Here is a 25,206-nt window from a genome sequence, read left to right on the forward strand (position 1 = left end):
TCCTCCTTGTAATGCGTTCCATCATACCCGCGGGGCCGGGGGCCTTACCGGGCACTGCCGGCCCCCCGATCGGTTATCGGACAGACATCCAGTGATCGCTGATTCATATCGCCTGCCCGAAAAAAAATATTGGACACGCCTCGCGCCGCTCACGGATAGTGGCCTCTCGCCGCGCCTGCCCGGCGCCTGCTCGACCCGGACCCCGCCCCATGATCGATACGCTGGACCTGACCGCCATTCCCCCGCAAGACGAAGCGCTGCGCGCCGAGGTGCGCGCCTTCCTGGCCGCGGCCCTGGACGGCCTGGCGCCGGACCAGCGCGCCCGCTCCTGGATGGGGTATGACGCCAGCTTCAGCCGCCAACTGGCCGAACGCGGCTGGCTGGGCCTGACCCTGCCGCGCGAATACGGCGGCGCGGCGCGCGGCCATTTCGCACGCTTCGTGCTGTCTGAAGAACTGCTGGGTGCGGGCGCACCGGTATCGGCGCACTGGATCGCGGACCGCCAGAGCGCGCCGCTGATTCTCAAGCTGGGCACGGCGGCGCAGAAAGCCTTCTACCTGCCGCGCATCTGCCGCGCCGAGGCCTTTTTCTGCATCGGCATGAGCGAGCCCGGCTCGGGTTCGGACCTGGCCAGCATCCGCTCCCGGGCCGAGCCGGTGCCCGGCGGCTGGCGCCTGACCGGCAGCAAGGTCTGGACCACCAACGCGCACCGCTCGCACTACATGATCGCGCTGGTGCGCACGTCCGGCACCGCCGAAGACCGGCACCAGGGCCTGTCGCAGGTCATCATCGACCTGTCATTGCCCGGCATCACCATCCGCCCCATCCGCGACCTGGCCGGCGACGCGCATTTCTCGGAGGTGTTCTTCGACAACGTCGAACTGGCGCCCGACGCGCTGATCGGCGAGGAAGGCGCGGGCTGGGCCCAGGTCAACGCCGAACTGGCGTTCGAACGCAGCGGACCCGAACGCCTGTACTCCAGCATCGCGCTGCTGCAATGCTGGCTGGCGCACTGCCGCGGCGAGGACCGCACGGACGGCCCCGACGCCGCGCTGCTGGGGTCCGTGCTGTCGCAGATGGCGGTGCTGCGCGCGATGTCGCTGGCCGTGGCGGGCAAGCTGGCCGCGGGCCAAAGCCCCGCCATCGAAGCGGCGCTGGTGAAGGACCTGGGCACCGAGCTGGAACAGGACATTCCGCGCCTCATCGCCGACGCGCTGGGCCGGCGCCCCGACCGCCCGCCGCCCGCGCCGCTCGTGCGCACGCTGGCCTACCTGGAGCAGGCCGCCCCCACGTTTTCGCTGCGCGGCGGCACCCGCGAAATCCTGCGCGGCATCATCGCGCGCGGCCTTGGCCTTCGATAAGGACACCCCATGGATTCCCTTTTTGGCGACGCCGCCGAACGCCTGTTCGCCCAGACCTGCCCCCCCGACCAGATCCGCCGCGCCGAACAGGGCCAGGCGCCCGCCGACGCCTGGCAGGCCTGCGAGGCCGCCGGCTTTGCCGATGCGCTGGTGCCCGAGGCCCAGGGCGGCGCAGGGCTGATGCTGGCCGACGCACTGCCGCTGGCCGCTGCCGCCGGCCGTCACCTGTGCCCCTACCCCATCGTCGACACGATGCTGGCGCGCGCCTGGCTGGCGCAGGCGGGCGCCGCGCAATCGCGCGGATCGATCGCGCTGGCGCCGCATGGCTGGACCTTGCAAGGCCGCGAGGTCGCCGGCATCCAGGTGCCCTGGGTGCGCAGCGCCGATGCCGTGCTGGCGGTTATCGACGGCCAGGCCTGGCTCTTGCCGGTGGCCCGGGCCGCAATCGCTGCCGACGGCGTGCACGGCAGCCTGGCCGCCCCCGCGCGCTGGTCGCTGGACGATGGCGAACGCATCGACGCGCCCGCCGGCCTGCCCGCATTGGAAACCCTGGCGGCCACGGCCTGTGCCGGCTTGATCGCCGGCGCCATGGACCGGGTGTTGGCGATGACGCTGGACTACGCCAATACGCGCAGCCAGTTCGGCAAGCCCATCGGCCGCTTCCAGGCCGTGCAGCAGCAGATCAGTGTCATGGCCGAGCAGGTCTGGGCGGCGCGCATGGCGGCGCAACTGGCCTTCCAGGGCCTTGCCCGCTGCGGCCTGCCGCAGCCGCTGCTGGCCGCGCTGGGCAAGGCCCGCGCCAGCCAGGCGGTCGCGCGGGTGGCCGACATCGCGCATGCGGTGCACGGCGCCATCGGCATCACCGACGAATGCGACCTGCAGCTGTATACGCGGCGATTGCGCGAATGGCGCCTCGCGGCAGGCACCGAGTCGTACTGGCACGAGCGTATCGGCACGCAGGCCCTGGCCAGCGGCCTGGATGCGCTGCCATTCCTGCGTGAAGCGCTGTTCGACAAGGAAGCGGCCTGACGCCCTACGCCTCCTGCGCCAGCATGCTGTCGCGCAATCGCAGCACCGACGCGCACGACGTCCCCCGGTGCGTCACCAGCGACAGCGACAACGCGTTGCGCGCCTCCGTATCCGTCAGCGCGACGAACGCCACGTGCGGCGTGGAATAGGCCCGCGTCACGCCCGGCACCAGCGCCAGGCCCATGCCGCTGGCCACCAGGCTGACCAGCGTCTGCACCTGGATCGCCTCCTGGCTGATATGCGGTGAAAAGCCGGCCTTGCGGCACAGCGCCTGCGTCACGCCGTGCAGCCCCGGCACCTTGGCCGGCGCATACGTCACGAAGCTTTCACCGCGCGCGCGAGCCAGGTCGACCGGCCCGCCGCCCGCCAGCGGATGCCCTGCCGGCACCGCCAGGATCAGGTCGTCGCGCTCGACCACCCAGGATTCCAGCGCCGTGCCCTCGGCCAGCGGGCCGCGCACCAGGCCGGCGTCGATCTCATTGGCGCGCAGCATTGCCGCCAGCCCCACCGTGCTGTCTTCGCGCAGCTCCAGCTGCACGTCGGGATACTGCGCGCGAAACGCCGGCAGGCAGCGCGGCAGCAGCATGTAGGTGGCCGACCCGACAAAGCCCAGGCGCAACGTGCCCCACTCGCCCAGCGCCACGCGGCGCGCCGCCTGGCGCGCCTGGTCGGTGTGGAACAGCGCGCGGCGGGCATCGGCCATCAGCGCGTCGCCCGCGGGCGTCAGCGTCACGCCCTTGGCGCCGCGCACCAGCAGCGGCACGCCCACCGCGTGTTCGAGTTTCTGGATCGACACCGACAGCGCGGGCTGCGCGATGTGCAGCGCGTCGGCGGCGCGGCGGTAGCTGCCCAGTTCGGCAATGGTGACGAACTGGCGCAACTGCCGTAGATCGATAGCCATAACGGATTCCATATCAAGCAATACCGAAGCCATATTAGACGCGTATACGCCGCGCCGATAGGATTCCCGCCATGACCTCCCCTTCCCCCTCCCTAGCCCACGCCGCCGCGCTGGGCGGCGTGCGTGTGCTGGACCTGACGTCGGTCGTGTTCGGCCCCTATGCCTCGCAGATCCTGGCCGACTACGGCGCCGACGTCATCAAGGTGGAGGCGCCCGGCGGCGATTCCACCCGCCGCACCGGCCCCGCGCAGGAACCCGGGCTGGCCGCCATCTTCCTGGGCCTGAACCGCAACAAGCGCAGCGTGGTGCTGGACCTGAAGCAGGACGCCGCGCGCCAGGCCCTGCTGACGCTGGTGGACCAGGCCGACGTGCTGATGCACAGCATGCGGCCGGCCAAGATGGCCGCGCTGGGCCTGGACCCGGCCACGCTGTGCGCCCGCAATCCGCGGCTGGTGTATGCGGGCCTGTACGGCTTTGGCGCGGGCGGCGCCTACGACGGCCGGCCCGCCTACGACGACATCATCCAGGGCCTGGCGGGCTTTGCCGACCTGGCCGACCGCCAGACCGGCACACCGCGCTACCTGCCCACGGTGGCCGCCGACAAGACCTGCGGCCTGGTCGCCGCGCACGCCATCCTGGCCGCGCTGTTCCAGCGCGAACGCACCGGCCTGGGCCAGCAGCTGGAAGTGCCCATGTTCGAGACCATGGCGTCCTACGTGCTGGTCGAGCATTATTACGGCCGCCACCTGGCCGATACGCCCGACGGCCACCCCGGCTATCCACGCGTGCTGACGCCCTGGCGCAAGCCCTGCCGCACGGCCGACGGCGACGTCTGCCTGATGCCCTACACCGACGCCCATTGGCGCAACCTGTTTGTCGCCACCGGCCACCCAGATCTCGCCGACGACCCGCGCTTTGCCGACATCACCTCGCGCACCCGCCACATCGAAACGCTGTACGAATTGCTGGCCGGCATCGTGGCCGCACACCCCACGGCCCATTGGCTGGCGCTGTGCGAACAACTGGAAATTCCCGCCGCCCCCGTCAACCGCCTGGAAGACCTGGAAAACGATCCGCACCTGCGCAGCGTGGACTTCTTCCAGCCGCTGCAAAGCACATCCGGCAGCGGCTATCGCTTCACCCGCAACCCCGTGCGGCTGCAACGTTCAGAGGTGCCGCCCGCCATGCCGCCGCGGCTGGGCGAACACACCCGCGACGTGCTGCGCCAGGCCGGCCTGGACGACGCCGGCATCGACGCCCTGCTGCACAGCGGCGCCGCGCAGCAGGCCGACACGTCTTCCGATTCCGCTTCCATCAAGGATCCCGCATGACCGCAGACCGCAACGCCCCCGCCCAGCTCGGCCAGGGCTTCTACTGGCAGGACCTGACCGTCGGCCAGCGCTTTCGCACTTTCCGCCGCACCGTCACCGAAACCGACATCGTCAACTTCATCAGCGTCACCGGCATGCTGGAAACGATCTTCATCGACGCCACCTATGCGCACGGCGCCATCCAGGGCCGCCCCGCCCCCGGCGCGCTGACCTACGGCCTGATCGAAGGCCTGATCATGCAGGGCATGGTGCAAGGCACCGGGCTGGCGCTGCTGGAAGTGCACAAGAAGATGCTGGCGCCGGTCGTGGCCGGCGACACCGTCTGGGCCGAGATCGAAGTGACCGGCGTGCGCCCGACCTCGCAGCACAACCGCGCGGTCGTGTCGTCCACCATCGATGTCTATAACCAGCACGGCAAGGCCGTCATGACCTACACCGCCACGCGCATGCTGGCGGGCCGGCCGGATCGGAAGCCGGACTGAAGCGCCCCTTTTCCCGGCACCCAGCGGACAAGCGCCCCACGCAGAGGACGCTGCCGCGCTGAGGCCCCGCCACGCGGCATGCCGCGGGCTGCGGCCTCATTCCAAGAAAAGCACAAGGAGACAACCATGAAGCACGCATTGCGCGCGGCCCTGCTGGCCGCCCTGGCGCTGGCCGGCGCCCCCGCCGCCCAGGCCGCCTGGCCCGAACGCCCCATCACGATGGTGGTGCCCTTCCCGCCCGGCGGCCCCACCGACCTGGTCGCGCGGGTGCTGGCCAAGCAGTTGACCGACCAACTGGGCCAGACCGTGGTGGTGGAAAACAAGGGCGGCGCCAACGGCAACATCGGCATGCAGTACGCGGCCGCCGCCAAGCCCGACGGCTATACCGTGCTGTACAACACCTCGTCGATCGCACTCAGCCCCAACCTGTACCGCTCGCTGGCATTCGATCCGGTCAAGGACTTCACGCCGGTCTCGTCCACCGCCGTGATTCCGCTGGTGTTGCTGGTGCACCCGTCGGTGCCCGCCAAGGATGCGCAAGGCTTCGTGGACTACGCGCGCCAGCATCCGGGCAAGCTGTCCTATGGCTCCGCGGGCGCGGGCAACGTCACGCACCTGGGCGCCCTGCTGCTCTTGCGTTCGCTGCAGATCGACGCGGTGCACGTGCCGTACCGCGGCAGCGCGCCGGCCATGACCGATCTGGTCGGCGGCCAGGTGCAGCTGATGACCAATACGTTGAATGATTCACTGGGCTTCATCCGCGAAGGCAAGCTGCGGGCGCTGGCCGTCACCAGCCGTGCGCGCAGCGAGCAACTGCCCGATGTGCCCACGGTGGCGGAAACGGTGGCGCCCGGGTTCGAGATGGGGGCCTGGCAAGGCGTGGTGGTGCCGGCCGGCACCCCGGATGCGGTCGTGCAGAAACTGAACGCCGAAATCCGCCGCGCCTTGCAGTCGGACCAGATGCAGAAGCAATTGAAGGTACAGGGCGCGCAGGCCCTGGGGTCGACGCCCGGGGAATACGGCGCCTATATCAAGAGCGAAATCCAGCGCTGGGGCGCGGTCATCAAGGAGGCCGGCGTCAAGCTGGATTGAAGCGCTGGGCAATGGCGGGCGATCGGGTCGGGCGCAGACGCCCGGCAAGATACCGCCGCGCCGGCGCCGGGGCCTGCCCGGACCGGCGCCATGGGCCTTAACGGCCGGCGGCCTTGGCGCTCAGGCCGTTGGCCACGCCCATGTCGGTCTTGGGCACGTCGCGGATCAGCACGCGCACGTCTTCGCCCGAAATGCCGATGCTGTCGCACACGGCCTGGTTCAGCGCCGCGATCAGGGCGGATTTCTTGGCCTCATCGCGCCCTTCGATGAGCGCCGCGTCCACGCGGGCCATGGCCTTGCCGATCTCGCCGGCCACGATCACGTGTTCGGCCGGCACTTCCTGCAAGACGATGCGCACGCTGGCCAGCGGCGCGGCAATGCTTTCCACCACCGCCTGCGAGGCCGCCTTCAGCAAGGCGGTCTTCTGGGCGGCCGAGTGGCCCTGCATGATCTGGACATTCAAAATAGGCATGACGGGTTCCGATATTCCGAATAGGGACGAACCGGCGATCCGTGCCGGCCAGCCATCATATCCGGAGCCGGCGCCAGGGCAAGCCCCGGCGCGCGGCAAGCGGCCGCCTGGTCGACGGCCGCCGGACCGCCGGCCGCCGGATCGCCGGCCGCCACGCCCTCAGGCGGCTTCGCCCCGCTTGGCCGGCTGGGGCTGGCCTTCCAGCTCAGCCTTGGCGGGCGTGCCGTCGGCAGCCGGCGCAGCGTTGGCCGCGCCCTCGCCTGCCACGGGCTGGCCCGAGGCCGGTTCGCCCGACCCGGGTTGACCCGTGCCACTGTCTTGCGCCGCGTCGCCTGCCGCCTCGGTGGACGATTCCGCCAGCACCGGCGTCACCAGCTCCACCACCTTCTTGCGCGACAGCATGCCCAGGAACTCGTCGTTCTCGCCCGTCACCGCCACCGGCTGGTCGCTGTGCACCAATTGCGCCAGCACCTCGCCCAGCCCGGCCGTGGCTGGCACCGACGCCAGGTCCTCGACAAAGCGCGACACGTCGCGTCCGCCTTCGCGCACGGCCTGTTCGGCCGCCACCAGCGTCAGCACGCCGGCCAGGCGCTTGCCGTCCAGCACCGGCGCGTATTCATAGTTCAAGGCGCGCATGCGATCCACGGCATGCGCGGGACGCGAACGCATGGTCAGCGTCAGGCGCGCCGGGTTCACCGCGTGGGTCGCGTTCAGCACCTTGGTGCGGTTCACGTCCTGCAGGAACGACTGCACGTAATCGTTGGCCGGGTTCAGCAGAATGTCTTCCGGCGTGCCTTCCTGCACCAGTTCGCCGTCTTTCAGGATGGCGATGCGGTTGCCCAGGCGCAGGGCCTCGTCCAGGTCATGCGTGATGAAGACGATGGTCTTGTTCAGCTTGGATTGCAGCTGCAGCAGCTGGTCCTGCATCTCGCGGCGGATCAGCGGGTCCAGCGCCGAGAAGGCTTCGTCCATCAGCAGGATTTCGGCATCGGTGGCCAGCGCGCGCGCCAGGCCCACGCGTTGCTGCATGCCGCCCGACAGCTGGTGCGGATACTGCTGCTCGAAGCCCGACAGGCCCACCTGGTCCAGCCATTCGCGAGCGCGCTTTTCACGTTCGGCGCGGCCCACGCCCTGCACGGTCAGGCCGTACGCGGCGTTGTCCAGCACGGTGCGGTGCGGGAACAGGCCGAAGCGCTGGAACACCATGCTCATCTTCTTCTGGCGGAAGGTTTCCAGGTCACGCTTGTTCAGGCTCACCACATCCACGCCATCAACCAGGATGTGGCCCGCGCTGGGCTCGATCAGGCGATTGAAATGGCGGATCAGCGTCGACTTGCCCGAGCCCGACAGGCCCATGATGACGTAGATGCTGCCTTCGTCGATCGACAGGCTGATGTCGCGCAGGCCCAGCGTATGGCCGCTTTCGGCCAGCAGCGCTTCCTTGGTCATGCCGTCCTGGGCGGCCTTCAGCCACTTCTTCGGATGCGGTCCAAAAATCTTGTAGATGTTCTTGACTTCGATCTTGCTCATCGCTGGCCTCCCATGCGCATGCGCTGTCCATACGATTGCGTGATCCGGTCGAACAGCACGGCCAGCACCACGATGCCCAGTCCGGCCAGCAGGCCGCGGCCCACCTCCAGACGGTTGATACCCAGCAAGACTTCATAGCCCAGGCCGCGCGCGCCGATCATCGAGGCGATCACCACCATGGACAGCGCCATCATCGTGGTCTGGTTGATGCCAGCCATGATGTTGGGCAGGGCCAGCGGCAGCTGCACGCCGAACAGCTGCTGGCGCGGATTGGCGCCGAAGGCGCGCGAGGCTTCCAGCACTTCGCGGTCGACCAGGCGGATGCCCAGGTCGGTCAGGCGGATCAGCGGCGGCACGGCGTAGATCACGGTGGCGATAATGGCGGGAATCTTGCCCAGGCCGAACAGCATCACCACGGGGATCAGGTACACGAAACTGGGCATGGTCTGCATCACGTCCAGCACCGGCAGCATGATCGAACGCAGCCAGTTCACGCGCGCCATCAGCACCCCCAGCGGAATGCCGATCACGACCGACAGGCCGGCCGCCATGATCATCAGCGCCAGCGTCTGCATGCCGGCGTCCCACAGGCCCAGCACGCCGATGACGCACAGCAGCGCGCCCATGGCCAGGCTCAGCACGATACGGCGGCTGACCAGCCAGGCGATGACGACGGTGACGGCCACGACGGCCCACCAGGGCGAGCTGCGCAGCAGCTGCTCCAGCCAGACCAGCGCGTGCAGCACGGGCTGCGACAGCGTTTCCAGCGTGTCGGCGTAGTTGGTGACGAGATGATCGACGAAACCGTCGATGGCTCCCCGCACTTGGCGGGCAGGAATAATTTCAGGAAACATGCTTTCGACTCCATTTCAGCGCGTACGCCGCAAGGGCGCGCCGCTGGCGCAGGAGAAAATGCTCCTGCGCATTGCCCGCGCATGCGGGCCCTGTGCCGGCCGAAGGGCTTTTTCCCCTTGGGGGCATCCCAAGGGGAAAAAGTCCAACTGGCGGCGCGCCCGGGCGGAGGATGCCCGGGCGGCTGCGCCGCCGAGGATGGCGGCGGGCGGTTACAGCGCGCTTTGCACGCGCCCGGCGACGTCAGCGGGAACCCACTTGTTCCAGACGTCGGGCTTGGTCTTCAGGAACCACTTGGCCACGGCGGCAGCGTCGTCGCCCGACTCTTCCATGTGGGCCAGGGTTTCGGTCATCACGGGCAGCGGCACCGAGACCTTGGACAGGAATTCGGTCAGCACCGGCGCTTCCTGCGAGAACTTGGTGTTCACGGCCGTGAAGACGGGGTTGTCGGGATAGGCGCTGGGCTCGGGCTTGGCGCACTTGGGCGACGTCAGGCACTTGTGCTTTTCGGCGTCGAAGGGCGGCAGGTCCAGCTTGACCAAGTCCATCGCGCCCACCAGCGGCGTGGGCGACCAGTAATAGAACACCACGTTCTGCTTGCGCTTGTAGGCTGACATCAGGGCCGCCTTCTGCGCCGCGCCCGTGCCGGGCGAGTACAGCGTGAACGTATCATCCAGCTTCAAGGCATGGAACAGGTTGGTGCTGGCGACTTCGCAGCCCCAGCCCGCCGGGCAGCCGTAGAAACGGCCCTTGCCGGGTTCCTCGGGGTCCTTGAACTTGTCCTTGAACTTCGGCAGGTCGGCCGCGGACTTCAGTTCGGGCAGGCGCTCGGCCGTGTAGCGGGGGATGTACCAGCCCTCGCCGCCCATGTAGAGATCGCCGATCCGCTTGACGCGGCCGGTCTTTTCAGCGCGCTCCCAGGGTTCGGCAACGCTGTTCAGCCAGATCTCGGTATTGATATCCAGGTCGCCGCGCTCGAGCGCGGCCAGGGCGGGCAAGGTCTCGGTGGGCAGGGTTTCGGTTTTGCAGCCGTAGCCCTTTTCCATGATGAATCGTTCAACATCGACCAGAATCAGGTTGGATTCCCAATTCATGGCGCCGAAGTTGATCGGACGCTTGAGTTCGCATTGCGGGGCATCGGCGGCTTGGGCCGTACCAGCAAAGGCGAGCAAGACGGCCGCGGCGGCCAGGGTCTTGACGGGGGTGAAACGCATTGGCTTTTGCCTCCATAGGTTCAGGGACACGACGGCGCGAAAACCAGCCGTGCCATGGAGCTAAGGGGGTTGTGCGGAAGACGGGCAGAACCGCCAATACAAACCGACACTAGCAACAAGAGGATCCGCAGGGTGCGGGGTCTTGCAAGACAGGAGTCTCAAAAACTAAGTTTTCGAGAACCCACAGAAAGTGAACAAACTGAAAGAAGAAGGCAGCATCTTAAACGAAATTGATGCATGACCCAACCCCAAGCCTGAATGAAACGGATACATTCCGGGCAAAAAACGTGCGGAACAACCCGGATTCCCAAGAGGCGATTCCTCGTTTTTCCCTGGGGAATCGCCTGCCGAAAATTCCGATACATTTAGTTAATATTTTGTTCGTATAAATACATTTAAGGGGCAAATCCGGGCTGAAATTGCGCCTGAATCGCGCTCGGATCGGCCCCAAAACGCGCCCGATTCAGCTCATATTCAGCAACAAATCAGCCTTCAAATCGGGCCGGATTCGCTCAAGAACAGCATCGAATCCGGCCGCGAAAGCCGACGGATCGCGGCGCGGACGCCGCCCCGACACCGGCGGTTCAGGCCTTTTGTCCGCCCTCGCTGCGGTACATATAGTCGCGCCGCCACGGGTAGGCCAGGTCGGCAGGGTTGTCCAGTTCGTCAGACCGTCCGCCCGCTGGCGGCTGGCCCAATATCTGGTGCAGCGCGATCCACCCATGCTCGAACGCCATGGCGCAGCCGGCCAGGTACAGCCGGTAGGCGCGCAGCGAACGCGCGCCCTGCTCGCCGCTCAGGATCTGCGCGGCCTCGGGCAGGCGCGCTTCCAGCGCATCGCTCCAGGCCCACAGCGTGCGGGCGTAGTGCGGCCGCAGGTTTTCCACGTCCACCTCTTCCAGGCCGCCGTTGGTCATGGCTTCCATGACCACGCTGATGTGCGTCAGCTCGCCACCCGGGAAAATGTACTTTTCGATGAACTCGCCCATGCCGTTGCCCAGCTCGGCGTTGTAGACGCCGGCCGCGGTGATGCCATGGTTCATGATCAGCCCGCCCGGCTTGAGCAGGCGGCGCAGCTTGGCGAAATAGCTTTCCAGCTGGGCCCGGCCGACGTGCTCGAACATGCCCACCGACGCAATCTTGTCGAACGGCACCGCCTCGTCCAGCTTGCGGTAGTCCAGCAGTTCCATCCGCACCCGGCCCGTCAGGCCCTTGTCCTGGATCAGCTTGGTCACGTGGGCGTGCTGGTTGCGCGACAGCGTGATGCCCGTGGCATCCACGCCGTAATGTTCAGCGGCCCACAGCAGCAGCCCGCCCCAGCCGGCGCCCACATCCAGGAAGCGCTCGCCCGGCTGCAGGCGCAGCTTGCGGCAGATGTGGTCGAGCTTGGCCTCTTGCGCCTGGGCCAGGTTCATGTCCGCCGTGCGGTAGTAGGCGCAGGAATAGACCCGGCGCGGGTCCAGCCACAAAGCGTAGAAATCGTCGGAAAGATCGTAGTGAAACTCGATCTGGCGCGCATCGCGTTCGACCGAATGGCGCCACACCGACATCACTTTGCGCACCAGTTCCGTCAGCCAGCCGCCGCGCGCCGCATCCACCGGCGACCCCGGCAGCATCGCCGATGCCGCCGCCATCACGTCGCGCATCGAACCTTCGATATCGATGCGGCCTTCGACGTAATCCTGCCCCAGCACGCCCACCGCGCCTTCGGCCAGATGGGCCAGCGCCGTCTTGTCATGCGTGACGAACCGGACCTGCGGGTCCGGCGGCCCCACCACGGTGCCGTCGGGCAGCACGAGCTGAACGGTCACGGGCAAGGCCTGGAGCTTGCGTTCCACAACAGACAACAAAGGACTCACAGCATCTCCTCTGAAATACGTACGGACACGTCTAACTGTATCGGAAATCTATTGCAATTTGCGTGTAAGGTGCCCCGTGATACAGTCATCGGCTTGGTGCAAATCGTGCAATAAAGCGCGACGCGCCCTGTCCCTCGCGCCGTGTTCCCCGCGCGACCCTTCGCGATCCACATGCCCCCAACACTCTCATCCCGCGGCTCCCTGCCGGGCTGGCTCATTCTCATGGGCGCCCTGACGGCAATCGGTCCCTTCGCCATCGACATGTACCTGCCGGCGTTCCCCACGATCGCGGCGAACCTGGGGGTGCCGCGCGGCGATGTCGAACGCACGCTGGCCGCCTACCTGATCGGCCTGGCGCTGGCGCAGGTGTTCTACGGCCCCATGGCCGACCGCTTTGGCCGCAAGCCGCCGCTGATGGTGGGCCTCGCGCTCTTCATGATTGCGTCGTTGGGCTGCGCCCTGGCCGGCTCGGTCGAAGCGCTGACCGGCTGGCGCGTGGTGCAGGCGATGGGCGGCGCGGCCGGCATCGTCATCCCGCGCGCGGTCATTCGCGACCACTACGAAACCCACGAAGCCGCGCGCGCGATGTCGCTGCTGATGCTGATCATGGGTCTGGCCCCCATCCTGGCCCCGCTGGCCGGCGGCCAACTGCTCGCCATCACCAGCTGGCGCAGCCTGTTCTGGGTCATGCTGGCCGGCGGCGCCATGCTGATGACCGCCGTGACCCTCATCATGAAGGAATCACTGGCGCCCGAACGCGTGGTGCCGCTGCGCTGGCAGACCATCCTGCATAACTACCGGGCGCTGTTCGCCCACCGCGGCTTCATGTCGCACAGCCTGGCCGGCGGCTTTGGCCAGGCCGGCATGTTCGCCTACATCATCGGCTCGCCGCGCGTCTTCATCGAACTCTACGGTGTCGATCCCAAGTACTACGGCCTGCTGTTCGGCACCAACGCCCTGTCGCTCATCATCTGCTCGCAGATCAGCGCGCGCTTGCTGCGCACCCACACCCCGCGCCAATTGCAGCGCCGCGCCCTGACCACGCTGGCCGCGGCCAGCCTGGCCGCGGTCGGCCTGACCCTGGTCGGCTGGATGACGCTGCCGCTGCTGATGGCCTGCCTGATCTGCTATATGGGCAGCCAGGGCTTCGTCAATCCCAATTCGGCAGCGCTGGCGCTGTCGGACCAGGGCAAGCGCCTGGGCGCCGCATCGGCGCTTTTGGGGACGCTTCAATTGTCCTGCGGCGCCCTGGCGGGTTTTGCCGTCAGCGCCTGGCAGACCGACAGCGCGCTGCCCCTGACGACCACGCTGGCGACCTGCGCCTGCCTGTCCTGGATTTCCGGCCGCGTGGCGCAATCGCACACCGCCTAGCCCTACCGCTTGATTTGTTTGGCTTTTTCGTATTAGAATCTACGTCTTCACATGAAGTTTCCCGTGCTGGACTACTATGCTTTGTAGTTCAACACTCTGACCCCCAAACCGCGTTTTGTGCAGGCGGATGGCAGGCAGCGGGTATAAGCACTGGGCGGAATCCCAGGCACCGGGCGAAATCCCGGTTTTCCAGATTCCCCCTCATCCACTAAGACTGGGTGGCCGGCAGAATGCTGCAGCATGCAGCGTCCACAGCCCGGCGGCTGAAACCCTGTCTACCCCCCCGGCGATGCGCGCAAGAACGACATAAAGAGGTGCATCCATGGCACGCGTATGCCAAGTGACCGGCAAAGGCCCGATGGTGGGCAACAATGTTTCGCACGCGAACAACAAGACCAAGCGTCGCTTCCTGCCCAACCTGCAATCGCGCCGGTTCTGGGTTGAAAGCGAAAACCGCTGGGTGCGCCTGCGCGTCTCGGCCAAGGCCATTCGCACGATCGACAAGAACGGCATCGACGCCGTGCTGGCCGACATGCGTGCCCGCGGCGAACTGGCCTAATCGGCCCCCCGCCAATCTGACATACTAGGAGCACGACATGGCCAAAGGTATCCGCGAAAAGATCAAGCTCGAGTCGACTGCCGGCACGGGTCATTTCTACACGACCACCAAGAACAAGCGCAACATGCCCGAGAAGATGCTGATCAAGAAATTTGATCCGGTCGCTCGCAAGCACGTGGACTACAAGGAAACCAAGCTGAAGTAATTCAGCCGGTATTCCGTAAGTCGAAAAGGCCCTGCATCGCAGGGCCTTTTTCATTGGCGCCTGGCGCGGCGCCCCCTTGGCGTTTTTCCCAGGATGGCCCGTTTTCCTTGGCGAGCGGCGTCGCCCATGCTTCAATTGGGCCGAAACCGACCCCGCGCTGGCCATCGTCACCCTGCCCAGCGCGGCTTCATTCAAGCCCTCCAGCCTGCGATACCCGCCATGCTCCGTCCCTGCCTGACCCTGCTGCGCCGCGCGCTTGCCCCCGCGCTCCTGGCCCTGGCGCTGACTCCGGTCGCGTCCGCCAAAGACACGGAACCGCCGATCCGCATCGGCGAGATCAACAGCTACAAAGCCATCCCCGCCTTCCTGGGCCCGTACAAAAAAGGCTGGCAACTGGCCGTGGAAGAGGTCAACGCGGCAGGCGGCGTGCTGGGCCGCAAACTGGAAGTGATCTCGCGCGACGACAACGGCAATCCGGGCGACTCGGTACGCGCGGCGCAAGAACTGCTGGCGCGCGAGAAAGTGGACCTGCTGTTCGGAGGCTTTTTGTCCAACACCGGACTGGCCCTGACCGACTTTGCCAAGCAGCAGCAGGTGTTCTTCCTGGCCGCCGAGCCGCTGACGGACAAGATCACCTGGCAGGAAGGCAACCGCTATACGTATCGCCTGCGGCCATCCACCTGGATGCACGTGGCCGCCCTGGCGCCCAAGGCGCTGGCGCTGCGCAAGAAGCGCTGGGCCATCGTCTACCCCAACTACGAGTACGGACAATCCGCCGTGGCCACCTTCAAGGCCATGATGAAGTCGTTCCAGTCCGACGTCGAATTCGTCGCCGAGCAGGCCGTGCCGCTGGGCAAGGTGGACGCGGGTGCCGTGGTGCAGGCGCTGGCGGACGCCAAGCCGGACGCGATCTTCAACGTGCTGTTCGCCGCCGACCTGACGCGCTTCGTGCGCGAAGGCAACACCCGCGGCCTGTTCGAAAACCGCGCCGTGGTCTCGGTGCTGTCCGGCGAACCCGAATACCTGGAACCCCTGGGCGCCGACACGCCCACCGGCTGGATCGTCACCGGCTACCCCTGGTACGCCATCGACACCCCGGCCAACAAGACCTTCGTCGAGGCCTACCGCAAGCGCTACAACGAAACGCCCAAGGTCGGCTCGGTGGTCGGCTACGCCTCACTCATGTCGATCGCCCAGGGCCTGAAGGCCGCGGGCCAGGTCGACACCGAAAAACTCGTCGACGCCTTCGCCGGCCTGAAGGTGGATACCCCCTACGGCCCCATCCAGTACCGCAAGATCGACCACCAGTCGACCATGGGCGTGTACGTCGGCGTCACGGCCGTGGAAGACGGCAAGGGCATCATGAAGGACTTCGCCTATATCGACGGCGCCCGCCTGCAGCCGCAGGACGAACAAGTGCGCAAGATGCGCCCGGCCCACTGACGCGCCGGCCCCGATGAGCCTGTCCGGGCTGCTCTCGCAGCTGCTCAACGGCCTGGCCGACGCCAGCGCGCTGTTCCTGGTGGCCGCCGGCCTGTCGCTGATCTTCGGCGTCACACGGGTGGTGAATTTCGCGCACGGCTCGTTCTACATGCTGGGCGTGTACCTGGCGTGGACCTTCACCCGCTATTTCGGCGACGGCCCGGGCTACTGGGCCGGCCTGCTGCTGGCGGCGCTGGCCACCGGCCTGGTCGGCGCGGCCGCCGAACTGCTGGTGCTCAAGCGCCTGTACCGCGCCCCCGAACTGTTCCAGCTGCTGGCCACTTTTGCCCTGGTGCTGGTCATCGGCGATGCCGCGCTGGCGCTGTGGGGGCCTGAAGACCTGTTCTCGGCACGCGCGCCGGGCCTGTCCGGCGCCGTCGACATCCTGGGCCGCCGCTTTCCCCAATACGACCTGCTGCTGATCGCCGCCGGCCCCGTGGTGCTGGGCCTGCTGTGGCTGCTGCTGCTGCGCACCCGCTGGGGCCGCCTGCTGCGCGCCGCGGCCGAAAACCGCGACATGCTGGCCGCGCTGGGCGTCAACCAGGCTTGGCTGTTCACGTCCGCCTTCACCCTGGGCGCCTTCCTGGCCGGGCTGGGCGGCGCGCTGGCCGCGCCGCGCGTGCCCGCCACGCTGGGGCTGGACCTGGAAATCATCGCCAGCGCCTTCGTGGTCGTGGTGGTGGGCGGGCTGGGCTCGATTCCCGGCGCCTTCCTGGCAGCGCTGCTGATCTGCTGCGTCAAGGCCGTGTTCGTCTTCATCGGCCAGGTGCAGATCGGGCCGTGGGCCTTCAACCTGTCCAAGCTGACCTTGCTGGCCGAGTTCGCCGTCATGGCGGTGGTGCTGGTGGCGCGCCCCTGGGGCCTGCTCGGCAAGCCGCCCGCGCCGTCGTCGCAGGCCCCGGCCGCCGAGCCGCCCATCGCCCCCGCCGGCCGCCGCGTGCGGCTGGCCTATGGCGTGCTGCTGGCGTTGTTGGTGCTGGCGCCGCTGGCGGCCGCGCAATGGCCCTACCTGGGCATTCTCTTGACCGAAGTGCTGATCGCCGCCCTGTTCGCGGCCAGCCTGCATTTCCTGACCGGGCTGGCCGGCATGACCACCTTCGGCCACGCCGCCTGGTTCGGCCTGGGCGCCTACGGCGCGGCGCTGCTCCTGAAAATGGCGGCGCTGCCGATGGAAGCCGCGCTGTTGCTGGGCCCCTTCGCGGCCGCGCTGGGCGCGCTGCTGTTCGGCTGGTTCTGCGTGCGCCTGTCGGGCGTGTACCTGGCCATGCTGACCCTGGCGGTGGCGCAGATCCTGTGGGCAACGGCCTATCAGTGGGACGACGTGACCGGCGGCAGCAACGGCCTGATCGGCCTGTGGCCTTCGCGCTGGCTGACCCAAGGGCCGGGCTTCTATTACGTGACGCTGGCGCTGTGCGTGCTGGGCGTCTGGTGGCTGCGGCGGCTGGCGTTTGCGCCGTTGGGCTACGCCCTGCGCGGCGTGCGCGATTCCGCCTTGCGGGCCGAGGCGCTGGGCATGGATACGCGCCGCATCCAATGGGCGGGCTTTGTCGCGGCCTCGCTGGCGGCGGGGCTGGCGGGCTCGCTGTATGCGTTCTCGAAGGGCAGCATCGCCCCCGATGCGCTCAGCGTCAGCCGCTCGGTCGATGGGCTGGTGATGGTACTGCTGGGCGGTCTGCAGACGCTGGCCGGCCCGTTGGTCGGCGCCGCGGCCTACACCTGGCTGCAGGACGTGGCGGCCCGCAGCACCGAATACTGGCACGCGGTATTGGGCCTGGCCATCCTGGCGCTGGTCATGCTCTTTCCCGAAGGCCTGGCCGGCGCGGCCCGGCGCCTGCGCCGGAGGTCCGCATGAGCGCCCCCCTGCTCCAGGTGCGCCACCTGCGCAAGTCGTTCGGTGGCATCGATGCGCTAGCCGACGTCTCGTTCGACCTGGACGCCGGCCAGATGCTGGCGCTGATCGGCCCGAACGGCGCCGGCAAATCCACCTGCTTCAATGCGCTGGGCGGCCAATTGCGCCCCGATGCCGGATCCGTGCGCCTGGACGGCCAGGAACTGGTGGGCCTGGCGGCCGGCCGGATCTGCCGGCTGGGCGTGGGCCGCACGTTTCAAACCGCCGCCACCTTCCGTTCGATGACCGTGCTGGAAAACGTGCAGACCGCGCTGCTGTCGCGCGACCGCCTGCTGTTTCGCCCCTGGCGCCGCGCCGCCGCGCATGCGGTCGACGAAGCCCACGCCCTGCTGGCGCAGGTGCAGATGGCCAGTCAGGCCGCCACACCCTGCGGCGTGCTGGCCTACGGCGAGGTCAAGCGGGTGGAACTGGCCATGGCGCTGGCCCACCGGCCACGCCTGCTGCTGATGGACGAACCCACCGCCGGCATGGCCACCAACGAACGCCATGCGCTGATGCGCCTGACACGCGAATTGGCCGATACCCAACGCATGGCGGTTCTGTTCACCGAACACAGCCTGGATGTCGTCTTCAAGCATGCCGATCGCATCGCGGTGCTGGTGCGCGGCAGCCTGCTGGCCGAAGGCCCGCCCGCCGCCATCGCGGCCGACGAACGAGTCAAGGCCGCCTACCTGGGTACCGAATCGCCGCACCCTTGAGGCGCGCCTGCGCTCAACCGCCAGACTGCGGGCTGTCCGGCTGGCATTCCCAGAACACCTTGGCCTGGCAGCCTGCGCAGATACCGCGGTCCAGTTTGGCGTAGATGGCGTGCAGCGCCGTGGCCTTGTCGGGAAACACGTGGTCCGCGCCCAGCCTGCCCAGAAAGCCCGTGCGGCGCCACATGGCCAGCACTTCGGGCCGCGGCCGATGGAAATACAGGTCGCCGCCCATGGCGCGGCGCGCCGCCAGTTCGTCTTCCCAGACCTGGGCGCCGGCCAGGTCGATGAAGTTCATGCTCTTGGCCATGACCAGCAGATGCCGTGGCGCATCCGGCCCCGTGCGCAATTCCTGCAAGCGCTGCGCCACATGCGCGGCGGCGCCGAAATAGACCGATCCTTCCATGCGCAGCAGCTTGAGCTGCGGGCATTCCGGCAGCGTATCGGGCGATGCATCCCCTGCGCCATTGCGCGGCGCCTCCAGCACCACGAAGCGGCGGTCCAGCCCGCGCGAATCGAAGCCCATCGTGCGCATCGCTGGCCGCGAGGTGCGGTGCAGATACACCATCAGCGACAGCACGGTGCCCAGCAAGATGGCCACTTCCATGCGAATGGTGACGGTGGCGGCCAATGTGGCCGCGGCGATCGCGCTTTCACCCGGCTGCGTGCGGATCAACTGCCGCCAGCGCGGCACGTCCAGCAAGGTCCAGGCCACCAGCAACAGCAGGCCGGCAATGGCCGCATGGGGAATCTGCGCCAGCAGGGGTCCGGTCAGCGCCACCAGCGCCATCAACAGCAAGGCCGAAAACACCGAGGCCAGCGGTGTGCGGGCGCCCGCCTCGAAATTGGGAATCGAGCGGTTCAACGAGCCGCAGGACAGATAGCAGGAAAAGAATCCCCCCACCACGTTCGACAGCCCCTGCCCGACGAATTCACGGTTGGCGTCGATGCGCTGGCCCGAACGCGCAGCCACCGCCTTGGCGATGGAAATCGACTGCGCCAGGGCCACGATGGTCAACGCAAACGCCAGGCTGAGCAGGTCGGGCAACGCACGCCAATCGACGCTGGGCACATGGAATGGCGGCCAGGGTTGCGCCAGGTCGCCCAGCACCGGCACCGGCGCCGCGCCGTGCTGCGCCGTCAGGGCATTGAACGCGACCGCGGCCAGCGCCCCCGCTGCCAGGCCCGCCAGCATGTAGGGCTTGCGCTTGTCCCAGCGCTTGACCAGCAACGCGCACACCAGCGTCACGGCCGTCACCAGCACCGCACCCACCTGGATCTGATCGGCGTTGGCCGCCACGCTGGCCAGCAGCGTGCCGGCCCCGTGCGAAGCGGGCGCCGGCAAACCGAGCGCATCTTTCAGCGCATGCACCGCAATCAGCAGGGCCGCACCGCTGGTGAAACCGAACAGCGCCGACGGCGAAATGAAATGCGCCAGCGAGCCCAGGCGCAGGGCGCCCACCAGCCACTGCATCAGCCCGACCAGCACCGTCACGGCCAGCGCTAGCTCGATATAGCCGGGGCTGCCCGCCACCGCCAGCGGCGTCAGCACCGCGAACAGCGCCAGCGAATTCGCATTCGTGGGACCGGACATGACGTGGCGGCTCGAGCCGAACAGCGCCGCGACAATAGAGGGCACGATGGCCGAATACAGGCCGTATTGCGGCGGCAATCCCGCCAGCGTGGCGAACGCGACGCCCTGCGGCAGCACCAGCAAGGCGCCCAGCAGGCCGGCGGCCAGGTCCGCGCGCAGCGTCACGGCGCCCACTTCCGGCACCCAATCGCCAAACATGCGCGTCAGCCACGCCCTGCGTCCTACCGCCCCCATTGCCCCACCCCTGTTTTTTCTTCGAATGGCGGCGCGTTCATCGCAGGAACTTGCGTTCCAGCTCGCGCATGCCCGCATCGCCTTGAAGGGCGATGATATCGCGCACCGTCGGCAAAGCCGCGTCCACGGCATGGATGCCGCCATCCTGCCGGATGCGGGCAAACACGTCGCGCATGGCCCCCACGGCCGCGCGGATCGCATGGTTGCCGTAGATCACCAGGCCGACTTTGCCCAGCGCCTGAATGTCGGCCTCGCGCAGTTGCGGGTAGGCCGTGGGCACCAGCACCAGCGGCACCCGGCCCTGCCAGGCCGCGATGAAGGCCAGCACTTCGTCGGGCGTGGTCTGCTTGGAATGGATCAGGATGGCGTCGGCGCCGGCGGCTTCATAAGCCGTGGCGCGCGCCAGCGCCTCGGCCTGGCCCAGGCCGGCGATCAGTGCCTCGGTGCGCGCAATGACGCAGAAATCCGGGTCGCGGCGCGCGGCGCAGGCCGCTTCGATCTTGCCCTGGAATTCTTCCGTGCGCACCAGTTCCTGGCGGCCGTCGGCGCGCAGGCTGGTGTCCTTGGGAAAGGTCTTGTCTTCCATCACCACGGCCGATACGCCCGCCGCTTCGTATTGCGGCACGGCGTAGGCCACGTTGATGGCATTGCCGAAACCCGTGTCGATGTCCGCAATGACCGGGATATCGACGACGGCGGCGATGGCCCGCATCATGTCCAGATGCAGGCCGGCCGACAGGATGTTGGCGTCCGGCACCGCATAGCTGGCCGACAGTTCGAATCCGCTGCCCCAGATCGCGTCGAATCCCGCGTCGGCCGCCAGCCTGGCCGACAAGGGATTGTGCGCCGACATGGCGTGCATCAGGGTGGCATGCTGCAGTTGCTGGCGAAAACGGGCGTTGCGGGACATGGAGGAGCAACCTGAAGATCCGGCGCACAGTGCCCCGGCCAAGGCATTTTTTACACTAAATGCCTCGCCCGCTCTTCGATATTGCCGCTAGCCGCGCCACCACAGGCGAATGGAATCCCACGTGCGGCCGACGAATCCCGCTTCGGCCACGGGCTCCAGCGCCACCACCGGGAACTGCATGGCCGGCTTGCCGTCGACCATCACGCGCAGCGAGCCCACCGTGGCCTGCGCCGCGATGGGCGCCACCAGCGGATCCTGCGGCGTCCAGACCGACTCGACCTTGGCGCCCGCCGGCACCGTCACATAGGCATCGCGCGCAAAGCCCGCTTTCAGCGTGTCGGCCTGGCCCTTCCAGACCTCGGGCGTGGCCACCGGGTGGCCCTTGGCGTACAGCTTGACGGTCTTGAAGCCCTGGAAACCCCATTCCAGCAGCTCGCGGCTTTCCTGTGTACGCAGCTTGTCCGAGGCCGTGCCCACCACCACCGTCACCAGGCGCCGCTGGTCCGTGCCATTCGGGCGCCGCGCGGTGGCCACGATGCAATAGCCCGCCGCCTCGGTATGGCCGGTCTTCAGGCCGTCGACGCTGGGGTCCAGCCACAACAGGCGATTGCGGTTGGGCTGGGTAATATTGTTATACGTAAACGTCTTGGCCGAATCGTAGGACTTGTACAGCTCGGGATAGTCGCGGATGAACCGCGTGGCCAGGATCGACAGGTCGCTGACCGTGGAATACGTGCCCGGGTCCGGCAGGCCGTGCGGGCTGGCGAAATGCGTGTTGCGCAGGCCCAGTTTCACGGCCGTGTCGTTCATGCGGGCCACGAAGGCCTCGACGCTGCCCGACACCGCCTCGGCCAGCGCAATGGCCGCGTCGTTGCCCGACTGGATCATCAGGCCGCGCAGCAGCAGGTCCACCGACACCTTCGACCCAGGTTCCAGGAACATCTTCGAACTGCCCGCCGGCACCTTCCAGGCCCGCGTCGAGATGGTCACCTTCTGGTCGGGCGAGATTTCCTTGTCGTGCAGCGCGCCGAACACCACGTACGCCGTCATGATCTTGGTCAGCGACGCCGGCTCGATCCGGCTATTGGCGCCTTGCGAGGCGATCACCTGCCCGCTCGTCTCATCCAGCAACAGCCAGGCCTTGGCCGACAGCGCCGGTTGCGGCATCGATTGCGCCAGGGCGCCGGACATACACGCGGTCGCAACGAGCAGGCTCGCCGCCAACTTCTTCATCAACATATAGCTGCTTCACTTCCATGCGGGGTGGGAATGGCGCGCCGGCAGCCGACAGGCAAGCGGCCGCGAGGCCGCCGCCCAACCCGGCCGATGCGCGCCGCGATGCATTGGAACACGTTGCGCCCGGATGGTTCAAAACCCCTTCAATCAAGCACTTTTCGCGCCGCGCGCGGCATTGAAAAAATCGCTGTGATTGTCACGACATTTTGCGCGAGCCCTTGCAGAAAGGGTTTTTCTGCGTGGAAAACAACAAACATTGATCGAAAGGCCCGTAGAAAGGCGCAAAAACCGCCGAGGTTCCGCTATCATCGGGCGCGTAGCGTCAAACGCCGATATTCGGCGCGCGCTGCCCCAATGTCCTCAACATACGGATTTTGACCATGGCCACGAAAGCAAAAGCTCCTGCCAAGAAAGTCACCAAGCCCGCCGTCAAGGCGCCCGCAAAGAAGGCTACCGCCGCCAAACCCGCAGTGAAGCCGGCAGCCAAGAAGGTCGTTGCCGCCAAGAAGGTCGCTGCCGCCCCCAAGGCTATCAAGGCTGCTCTGAACAAGACCCAGCTGATCGCCTACATCGTCGAGCAGTCCGGCGTTGAAGCCAAGTCGGTCAAGGCCGTCCTGGCCAGCCTGGAAACCTCGGTGCTGAGCTCCGTGGACAAGAAGGGCGCTGGCGAATTCACGCTGCCCGGCCTGTTCAAGGTTGCCGTGCAGAAGGTTCCCGCCAAGGCCAAGCGCTTCGGCAAGGATCCGTTCACCGGTGAAGAGCGCTGGTTCCCCGCCAAGCCGGCTTCGGTCAAGGTGAAGGTTCGCCCGCTCAAGAAGCTGAAGGACGCCGCGCAGTAATTCTCGCGCGAGTATCCGGTCAAGCCGGAAAGGGCCTGCTCCGCAAGGGGCGGGCCCTTTCTTTTTTTGCACGGCCAGATCGCTGCCCCTGACGCCGCGCGCCGTCCGGGCGCTGTCGCCGCCGCCCCCCACGCTTTGCATGACCCGGCGCCAAGCTGCTAGAATTTATCTTTACGTTAAGAAACTTCACATCAAGCCATCATGAACGATCTGGTCGATCTGGTGCTGTCGCAATGGGGCCAGGAATGCCCCAATCTGGACACCGCCCCCATGAGCGTCGTCAGCCGCGTGTTCCGTTTCAACGCTTTCGCGGTGCGCGACGTGAACCGCGCCTTCAAGCGCTACAACCTGCACCAGGGCGAATTCGACGTGCTGGCCACGCTGTACCGCACCGGCGCGCCCCACGCGATGAATCCGCAAAAGCTGGTGGACGCGCTGCTCCTGACCTCCGGCGCCATGACCAACCGCCTGGACCGCCTGGAACAGGCCGGCCTGCTGGCGCGCACGCCCAACCCCGAAGACCGCCGCGGCGTCATCGTGGCGCTCACCGCCGAAGGCCTGCGGGTCATCAAGCTGGTGCTCAAGGACTACCTGCGCGAACTCGACGCCCTGCTCGCGCCGCTGACCGCCGCCGAACGCCGCCAGATGGCCGGCCTGCTGAAAAAACTGCTGATCCCGCACGACCAGGAAACCCCTGGCGGCGTCGGCGCCTGACCCGGCGCTTTTCCACCGGGCCCCGCTTGCCCGGATCTTCATCCACGCATTGCTCCGCATGAACTCCGCCTCCCGCACCGCCCAGCCCGCCACACTCACCGCGCCCGTCATCCTGCTGATGTCGGTCGCCACCGGCCTGGCCGTCGCCAGCAACTATTACGCGCAGCCGCTGCTGCACACCATCAGCCAGCAGTTCTCGCTGTCCACCGCCGCCGCCGGCAGCATCGTCATGACCGCGCAGCTCAGCTACGCGGTCGGCCTGCTCTTGCTGGTGCCCCTGGGCGACATGTTCGAGCGGCGCGGCCTGATCGTGCTGATGAGCTTCCTGTCGGCCGGCGGGCTGCTGGTGTCCGCCTTCGCCCCGGACATCCTGACGCTGATGCTGGGCACCGCCATCACCGGCATGCTGTCGGTGGTGGCGCAGATCCTGGTGCCGTTCGCGGCCACGCTGGCCGCACCGCACGAGCGGGGCAAGGCCGTGGGCACCGTCATGAGCGGGCTGCTGCTGGGCATCCTGCTGGCCCGCACGGTGGCCGGCGCGCTGGCCGACCTGGGCAGCTGGCGCACCGTCTACTGGGTAGCCGCCATCCTGATGCTGGGCATGTCCTGCGCGCTCTGGAAGGTGCTGCCGCGCCACCAGGCCCAGGCCGGCATGAGCTATCCGCAACTGCTGGGCTCGATCTTTCGCATGTACGCCGAAGAACCCCTGTTCCGCGGCCGTTCGCTGCTGGGCTTTCTGCTGTTTGCCGCCTTCAGCATGCTCTGGACGCCCCTGACCTTCCTGCTGTCCAGCCCGCCCTACCAGTTCAACAACACCACGATCGGGCTGTTCGGCCTGGCCGGCGCAGCCGGCGCCTATGCCGCCAACCGCTTCGGCCGGCTGGCCGACCGTGGCCTGGGCAACCAGGCCACGCGGGTCGGCCTGCTGCTCCTGTTGGCCTCCTGGGGCCTGATGGCCTTCGGCCAGGCCTCGGTGATCGCCCTGCTGGCCGGCATCCTGATCCAGGACCTGGCGATCCAGGGCGTTCACGTCACCAACACCAGTTCGCTGTACCGCCTGCGCCCCGAAGCCCGCAGCCGCCTGACGGCCGGCTACATGACCAGCTATTTCATCGGCGGGGCCACCGGATCGCTGGTATCGTCCTGGCTGTACTCCCATTTTGGCTGGCCCGGCGTGGTCACCGCGGGCGCCGTTCTCGGGGCCATAACCCTGGCGTATGGCATGCTGGCGGCCAGTGCCCGCATCCCGGAAACGGCCCCGTCCCCTATCCGCGCCTAGCACCTCCTATAATCAGGGGTTTTGACCGCCCCCGCGCCCCGTGCGCGAGGGCGGCT

The 25,206-nt window shown here is 67.5% G+C and carries 23 protein-coding genes; 14 read left to right on the forward strand and 9 right to left on the reverse strand.

Annotation, left to right across the window (positions count from 1 at the left end):
* Positions 1–209: 209 nt before the first annotated feature.
* Both HV798_RS26955 and HV798_RS26960 read left to right on the forward strand, forming a co-directional pair.
* Positions 210–1,361 carry an acyl-CoA dehydrogenase family protein gene (locus tag HV798_RS26955; RefSeq protein ID WP_175196455.1) on the forward strand — a complete coding sequence of 384 codons (1,152 nt, stop codon included), beginning with the start codon at positions 210–212 and terminating at the stop codon, positions 1,359–1,361.
* Between the two features lie 9 nt (positions 1,362–1,370).
* Positions 1,371–2,390, forward strand: a complete 1,020-nt coding sequence (locus tag HV798_RS26960) for an acyl-CoA dehydrogenase family protein (RefSeq protein WP_175196453.1) — start codon at positions 1,371–1,373, stop codon at positions 2,388–2,390.
* 4 nt (positions 2,391–2,394) lie between these two features.
* On the opposite strand, the gene HV798_RS26965 is transcribed toward HV798_RS26960, so the two are convergent.
* Positions 2,395–3,291 (reverse strand): LysR family transcriptional regulator, encoded by an 897-nt coding sequence (locus HV798_RS26965; RefSeq protein WP_246289203.1) that lies wholly within the window; start codon positions 3,289–3,291, stop codon positions 2,395–2,397.
* 71 nt (positions 3,292–3,362) lie between these two features.
* On the opposite strand from HV798_RS26965, the gene HV798_RS26970 reads away from it, so the two are divergent.
* The 3 genes from HV798_RS26970 to HV798_RS26980 all read left to right on the forward strand — a co-directional run bounded on the left by HV798_RS26970 (position 3,363) and on the right by HV798_RS26980 (position 6,196).
* Positions 3,363–4,622: a CaiB/BaiF CoA transferase family protein gene (locus HV798_RS26970; protein ID WP_175196449.1), complete on the forward strand. Its 1,260-nt coding sequence runs from the start codon at positions 3,363–3,365 to the stop codon at positions 4,620–4,622.
* Positions 4,619–5,104 carry a MaoC family dehydratase gene (locus tag HV798_RS26975; protein WP_175196447.1) on the forward strand — a complete coding sequence of 162 codons (486 nt, stop codon included), beginning with the start codon at positions 4,619–4,621 and terminating at the stop codon, positions 5,102–5,104. The genes HV798_RS26970 and HV798_RS26975 overlap by 4 nt, the downstream gene beginning before the upstream one ends.
* A gap of 126 nt (positions 5,105–5,230) precedes the next feature.
* Positions 5,231–6,196 carry a Bug family tripartite tricarboxylate transporter substrate binding protein gene (locus HV798_RS26980; protein ID WP_175196445.1) on the forward strand — a complete coding sequence of 322 codons (966 nt, stop codon included), beginning with the start codon at positions 5,231–5,233 and terminating at the stop codon, positions 6,194–6,196.
* A 97-nt stretch (positions 6,197–6,293) separates the two neighbouring features.
* Here HV798_RS26980 and HV798_RS26985 read toward each other — a convergent pair whose 3' ends face one another.
* From HV798_RS26985 to HV798_RS27005, 5 genes are all read right to left on the reverse strand, one after another.
* Positions 6,294–6,668 carry a tautomerase family protein gene (locus tag HV798_RS26985; protein ID WP_025135635.1) on the reverse strand — a complete coding sequence of 125 codons (375 nt, stop codon included), beginning with the start codon at positions 6,666–6,668 and terminating at the stop codon, positions 6,294–6,296.
* Positions 6,669–6,827: 159 nt separating this feature from the next.
* Positions 6,828–8,198: a quaternary amine ABC transporter ATP-binding protein gene (locus HV798_RS26990; protein WP_175196347.1), complete on the reverse strand. Its 1,371-nt coding sequence runs from the start codon at positions 8,196–8,198 to the stop codon at positions 6,828–6,830.
* A complete protein-coding gene (locus tag HV798_RS26995; RefSeq protein ID WP_025135633.1) occupies positions 8,195–9,052 on the reverse strand; it encodes an ABC transporter permease in 858 nt (285 codons plus the stop codon). Before HV798_RS26995 ends, HV798_RS26990 begins: the two co-directional genes overlap by 4 nt.
* Before the next feature lie 210 nt (positions 9,053–9,262).
* Positions 9,263–10,264 (reverse strand): ABC transporter substrate-binding protein, encoded by a 1,002-nt coding sequence (locus HV798_RS27000; protein WP_175196349.1) that lies wholly within the window; start codon positions 10,262–10,264, stop codon positions 9,263–9,265.
* 584 nt (positions 10,265–10,848) lie between these two features.
* Positions 10,849–12,123, reverse strand: a complete 1,275-nt coding sequence (locus HV798_RS27005; protein ID WP_175196351.1) for a class I SAM-dependent methyltransferase — start codon at positions 12,121–12,123, stop codon at positions 10,849–10,851.
* A 171-nt stretch (positions 12,124–12,294) separates the two neighbouring features.
* Between HV798_RS27005 and HV798_RS27010 the strand changes: the two genes are divergently transcribed.
* The 6 genes from HV798_RS27010 to HV798_RS27035 all read left to right on the forward strand — a co-directional run bounded on the left by HV798_RS27010 (position 12,295) and on the right by HV798_RS27035 (position 18,347).
* Positions 12,295–13,494 carry a Bcr/CflA family multidrug efflux MFS transporter gene (locus HV798_RS27010; RefSeq protein WP_484456036.1) on the forward strand — a complete coding sequence of 400 codons (1,200 nt, stop codon included), beginning with the start codon at positions 12,295–12,297 and terminating at the stop codon, positions 13,492–13,494.
* Between the two features lie 322 nt (positions 13,495–13,816).
* Positions 13,817–14,053, forward strand: coding sequence for a 50S ribosomal protein L28 (rpmB, locus tag HV798_RS27015; RefSeq protein WP_006390601.1), 237 nt, complete (start codon positions 13,817–13,819; stop codon positions 14,051–14,053).
* A gap of 37 nt (positions 14,054–14,090) precedes the next feature.
* Positions 14,091–14,258 (forward strand): 50S ribosomal protein L33, encoded by a 168-nt coding sequence (rpmG, locus tag HV798_RS27020; RefSeq protein ID WP_003810296.1) that lies wholly within the window; start codon positions 14,091–14,093, stop codon positions 14,256–14,258.
* A 219-nt stretch (positions 14,259–14,477) separates the two neighbouring features.
* The gene (locus tag HV798_RS27025) at positions 14,478–15,701 is read left to right on the forward strand and encodes an ABC transporter substrate-binding protein (protein WP_025135629.1); all 1,224 of its coding nucleotides are present in this window, start codon (positions 14,478–14,480) and stop codon (positions 15,699–15,701) included.
* A gap of 13 nt (positions 15,702–15,714) precedes the next feature.
* Complete coding sequence (locus HV798_RS27030; protein ID WP_175196354.1) at positions 15,715–17,592, forward strand: ABC transporter permease; 1,878 nt, start codon at positions 15,715–15,717, stop codon at positions 17,590–17,592.
* Positions 17,589–18,347 (forward strand): ABC transporter ATP-binding protein, encoded by a 759-nt coding sequence (locus HV798_RS27035; RefSeq protein ID WP_175196356.1) that lies wholly within the window; start codon positions 17,589–17,591, stop codon positions 18,345–18,347. The genes HV798_RS27030 and HV798_RS27035 overlap by 4 nt, the downstream gene beginning before the upstream one ends.
* Positions 18,348–18,360: 13 nt before the next feature.
* Here the strand turns inward: HV798_RS27035 and HV798_RS27040 are convergent, their stop codons facing one another.
* The 3 genes from HV798_RS27040 to HV798_RS27050 all read right to left on the reverse strand — a co-directional run bounded on the left by HV798_RS27040 (position 18,361) and on the right by HV798_RS27050 (position 22,321).
* Positions 18,361–20,172: a SulP family inorganic anion transporter gene (locus tag HV798_RS27040; RefSeq protein ID WP_425486174.1), complete on the reverse strand. Its 1,812-nt coding sequence runs from the start codon at positions 20,170–20,172 to the stop codon at positions 18,361–18,363.
* A gap of 37 nt (positions 20,173–20,209) precedes the next feature.
* On the reverse strand, positions 20,210–21,082 hold the full coding sequence (locus HV798_RS27045; protein ID WP_175196361.1) for a phosphonopyruvate hydrolase: 873 nt from the start codon (positions 21,080–21,082) through the stop codon (positions 20,210–20,212).
* An 87-nt stretch (positions 21,083–21,169) separates the two neighbouring features.
* Positions 21,170–22,321, reverse strand: coding sequence for a D-alanyl-D-alanine carboxypeptidase family protein (locus HV798_RS27050; RefSeq protein ID WP_175196363.1), 1,152 nt, complete (start codon positions 22,319–22,321; stop codon positions 21,170–21,172).
* Positions 22,322–22,698: 377 nt separating this feature from the next.
* Here HV798_RS27050 and HV798_RS27055 point away from each other — a divergent pair, with 377 nt between their 5' ends.
* The 3 genes from HV798_RS27055 to HV798_RS27065 all read left to right on the forward strand — a co-directional run bounded on the left by HV798_RS27055 (position 22,699) and on the right by HV798_RS27065 (position 25,150).
* Positions 22,699–23,157: an HU family DNA-binding protein gene (locus tag HV798_RS27055; protein WP_025135623.1), complete on the forward strand. Its 459-nt coding sequence runs from the start codon at positions 22,699–22,701 to the stop codon at positions 23,155–23,157.
* Positions 23,158–23,358: 201 nt separating this feature from the next.
* The gene (locus HV798_RS27060; protein ID WP_175196365.1) at positions 23,359–23,871 is read left to right on the forward strand and encodes a MarR family winged helix-turn-helix transcriptional regulator; all 513 of its coding nucleotides are present in this window, start codon (positions 23,359–23,361) and stop codon (positions 23,869–23,871) included.
* Between the two features lie 58 nt (positions 23,872–23,929).
* Complete coding sequence (locus HV798_RS27065; RefSeq protein WP_175196367.1) at positions 23,930–25,150, forward strand: MFS transporter; 1,221 nt, start codon at positions 23,930–23,932, stop codon at positions 25,148–25,150.
* The last annotated feature ends 56 nt before the right edge of the window (positions 25,151–25,206 follow it).

It is taken from the genome of Achromobacter deleyi, assembly GCF_902859705.1.
In the GTDB taxonomy this organism is placed as follows: domain Bacteria; phylum Pseudomonadota; class Gammaproteobacteria; order Burkholderiales; family Burkholderiaceae_B; genus Achromobacter; species Achromobacter deleyi.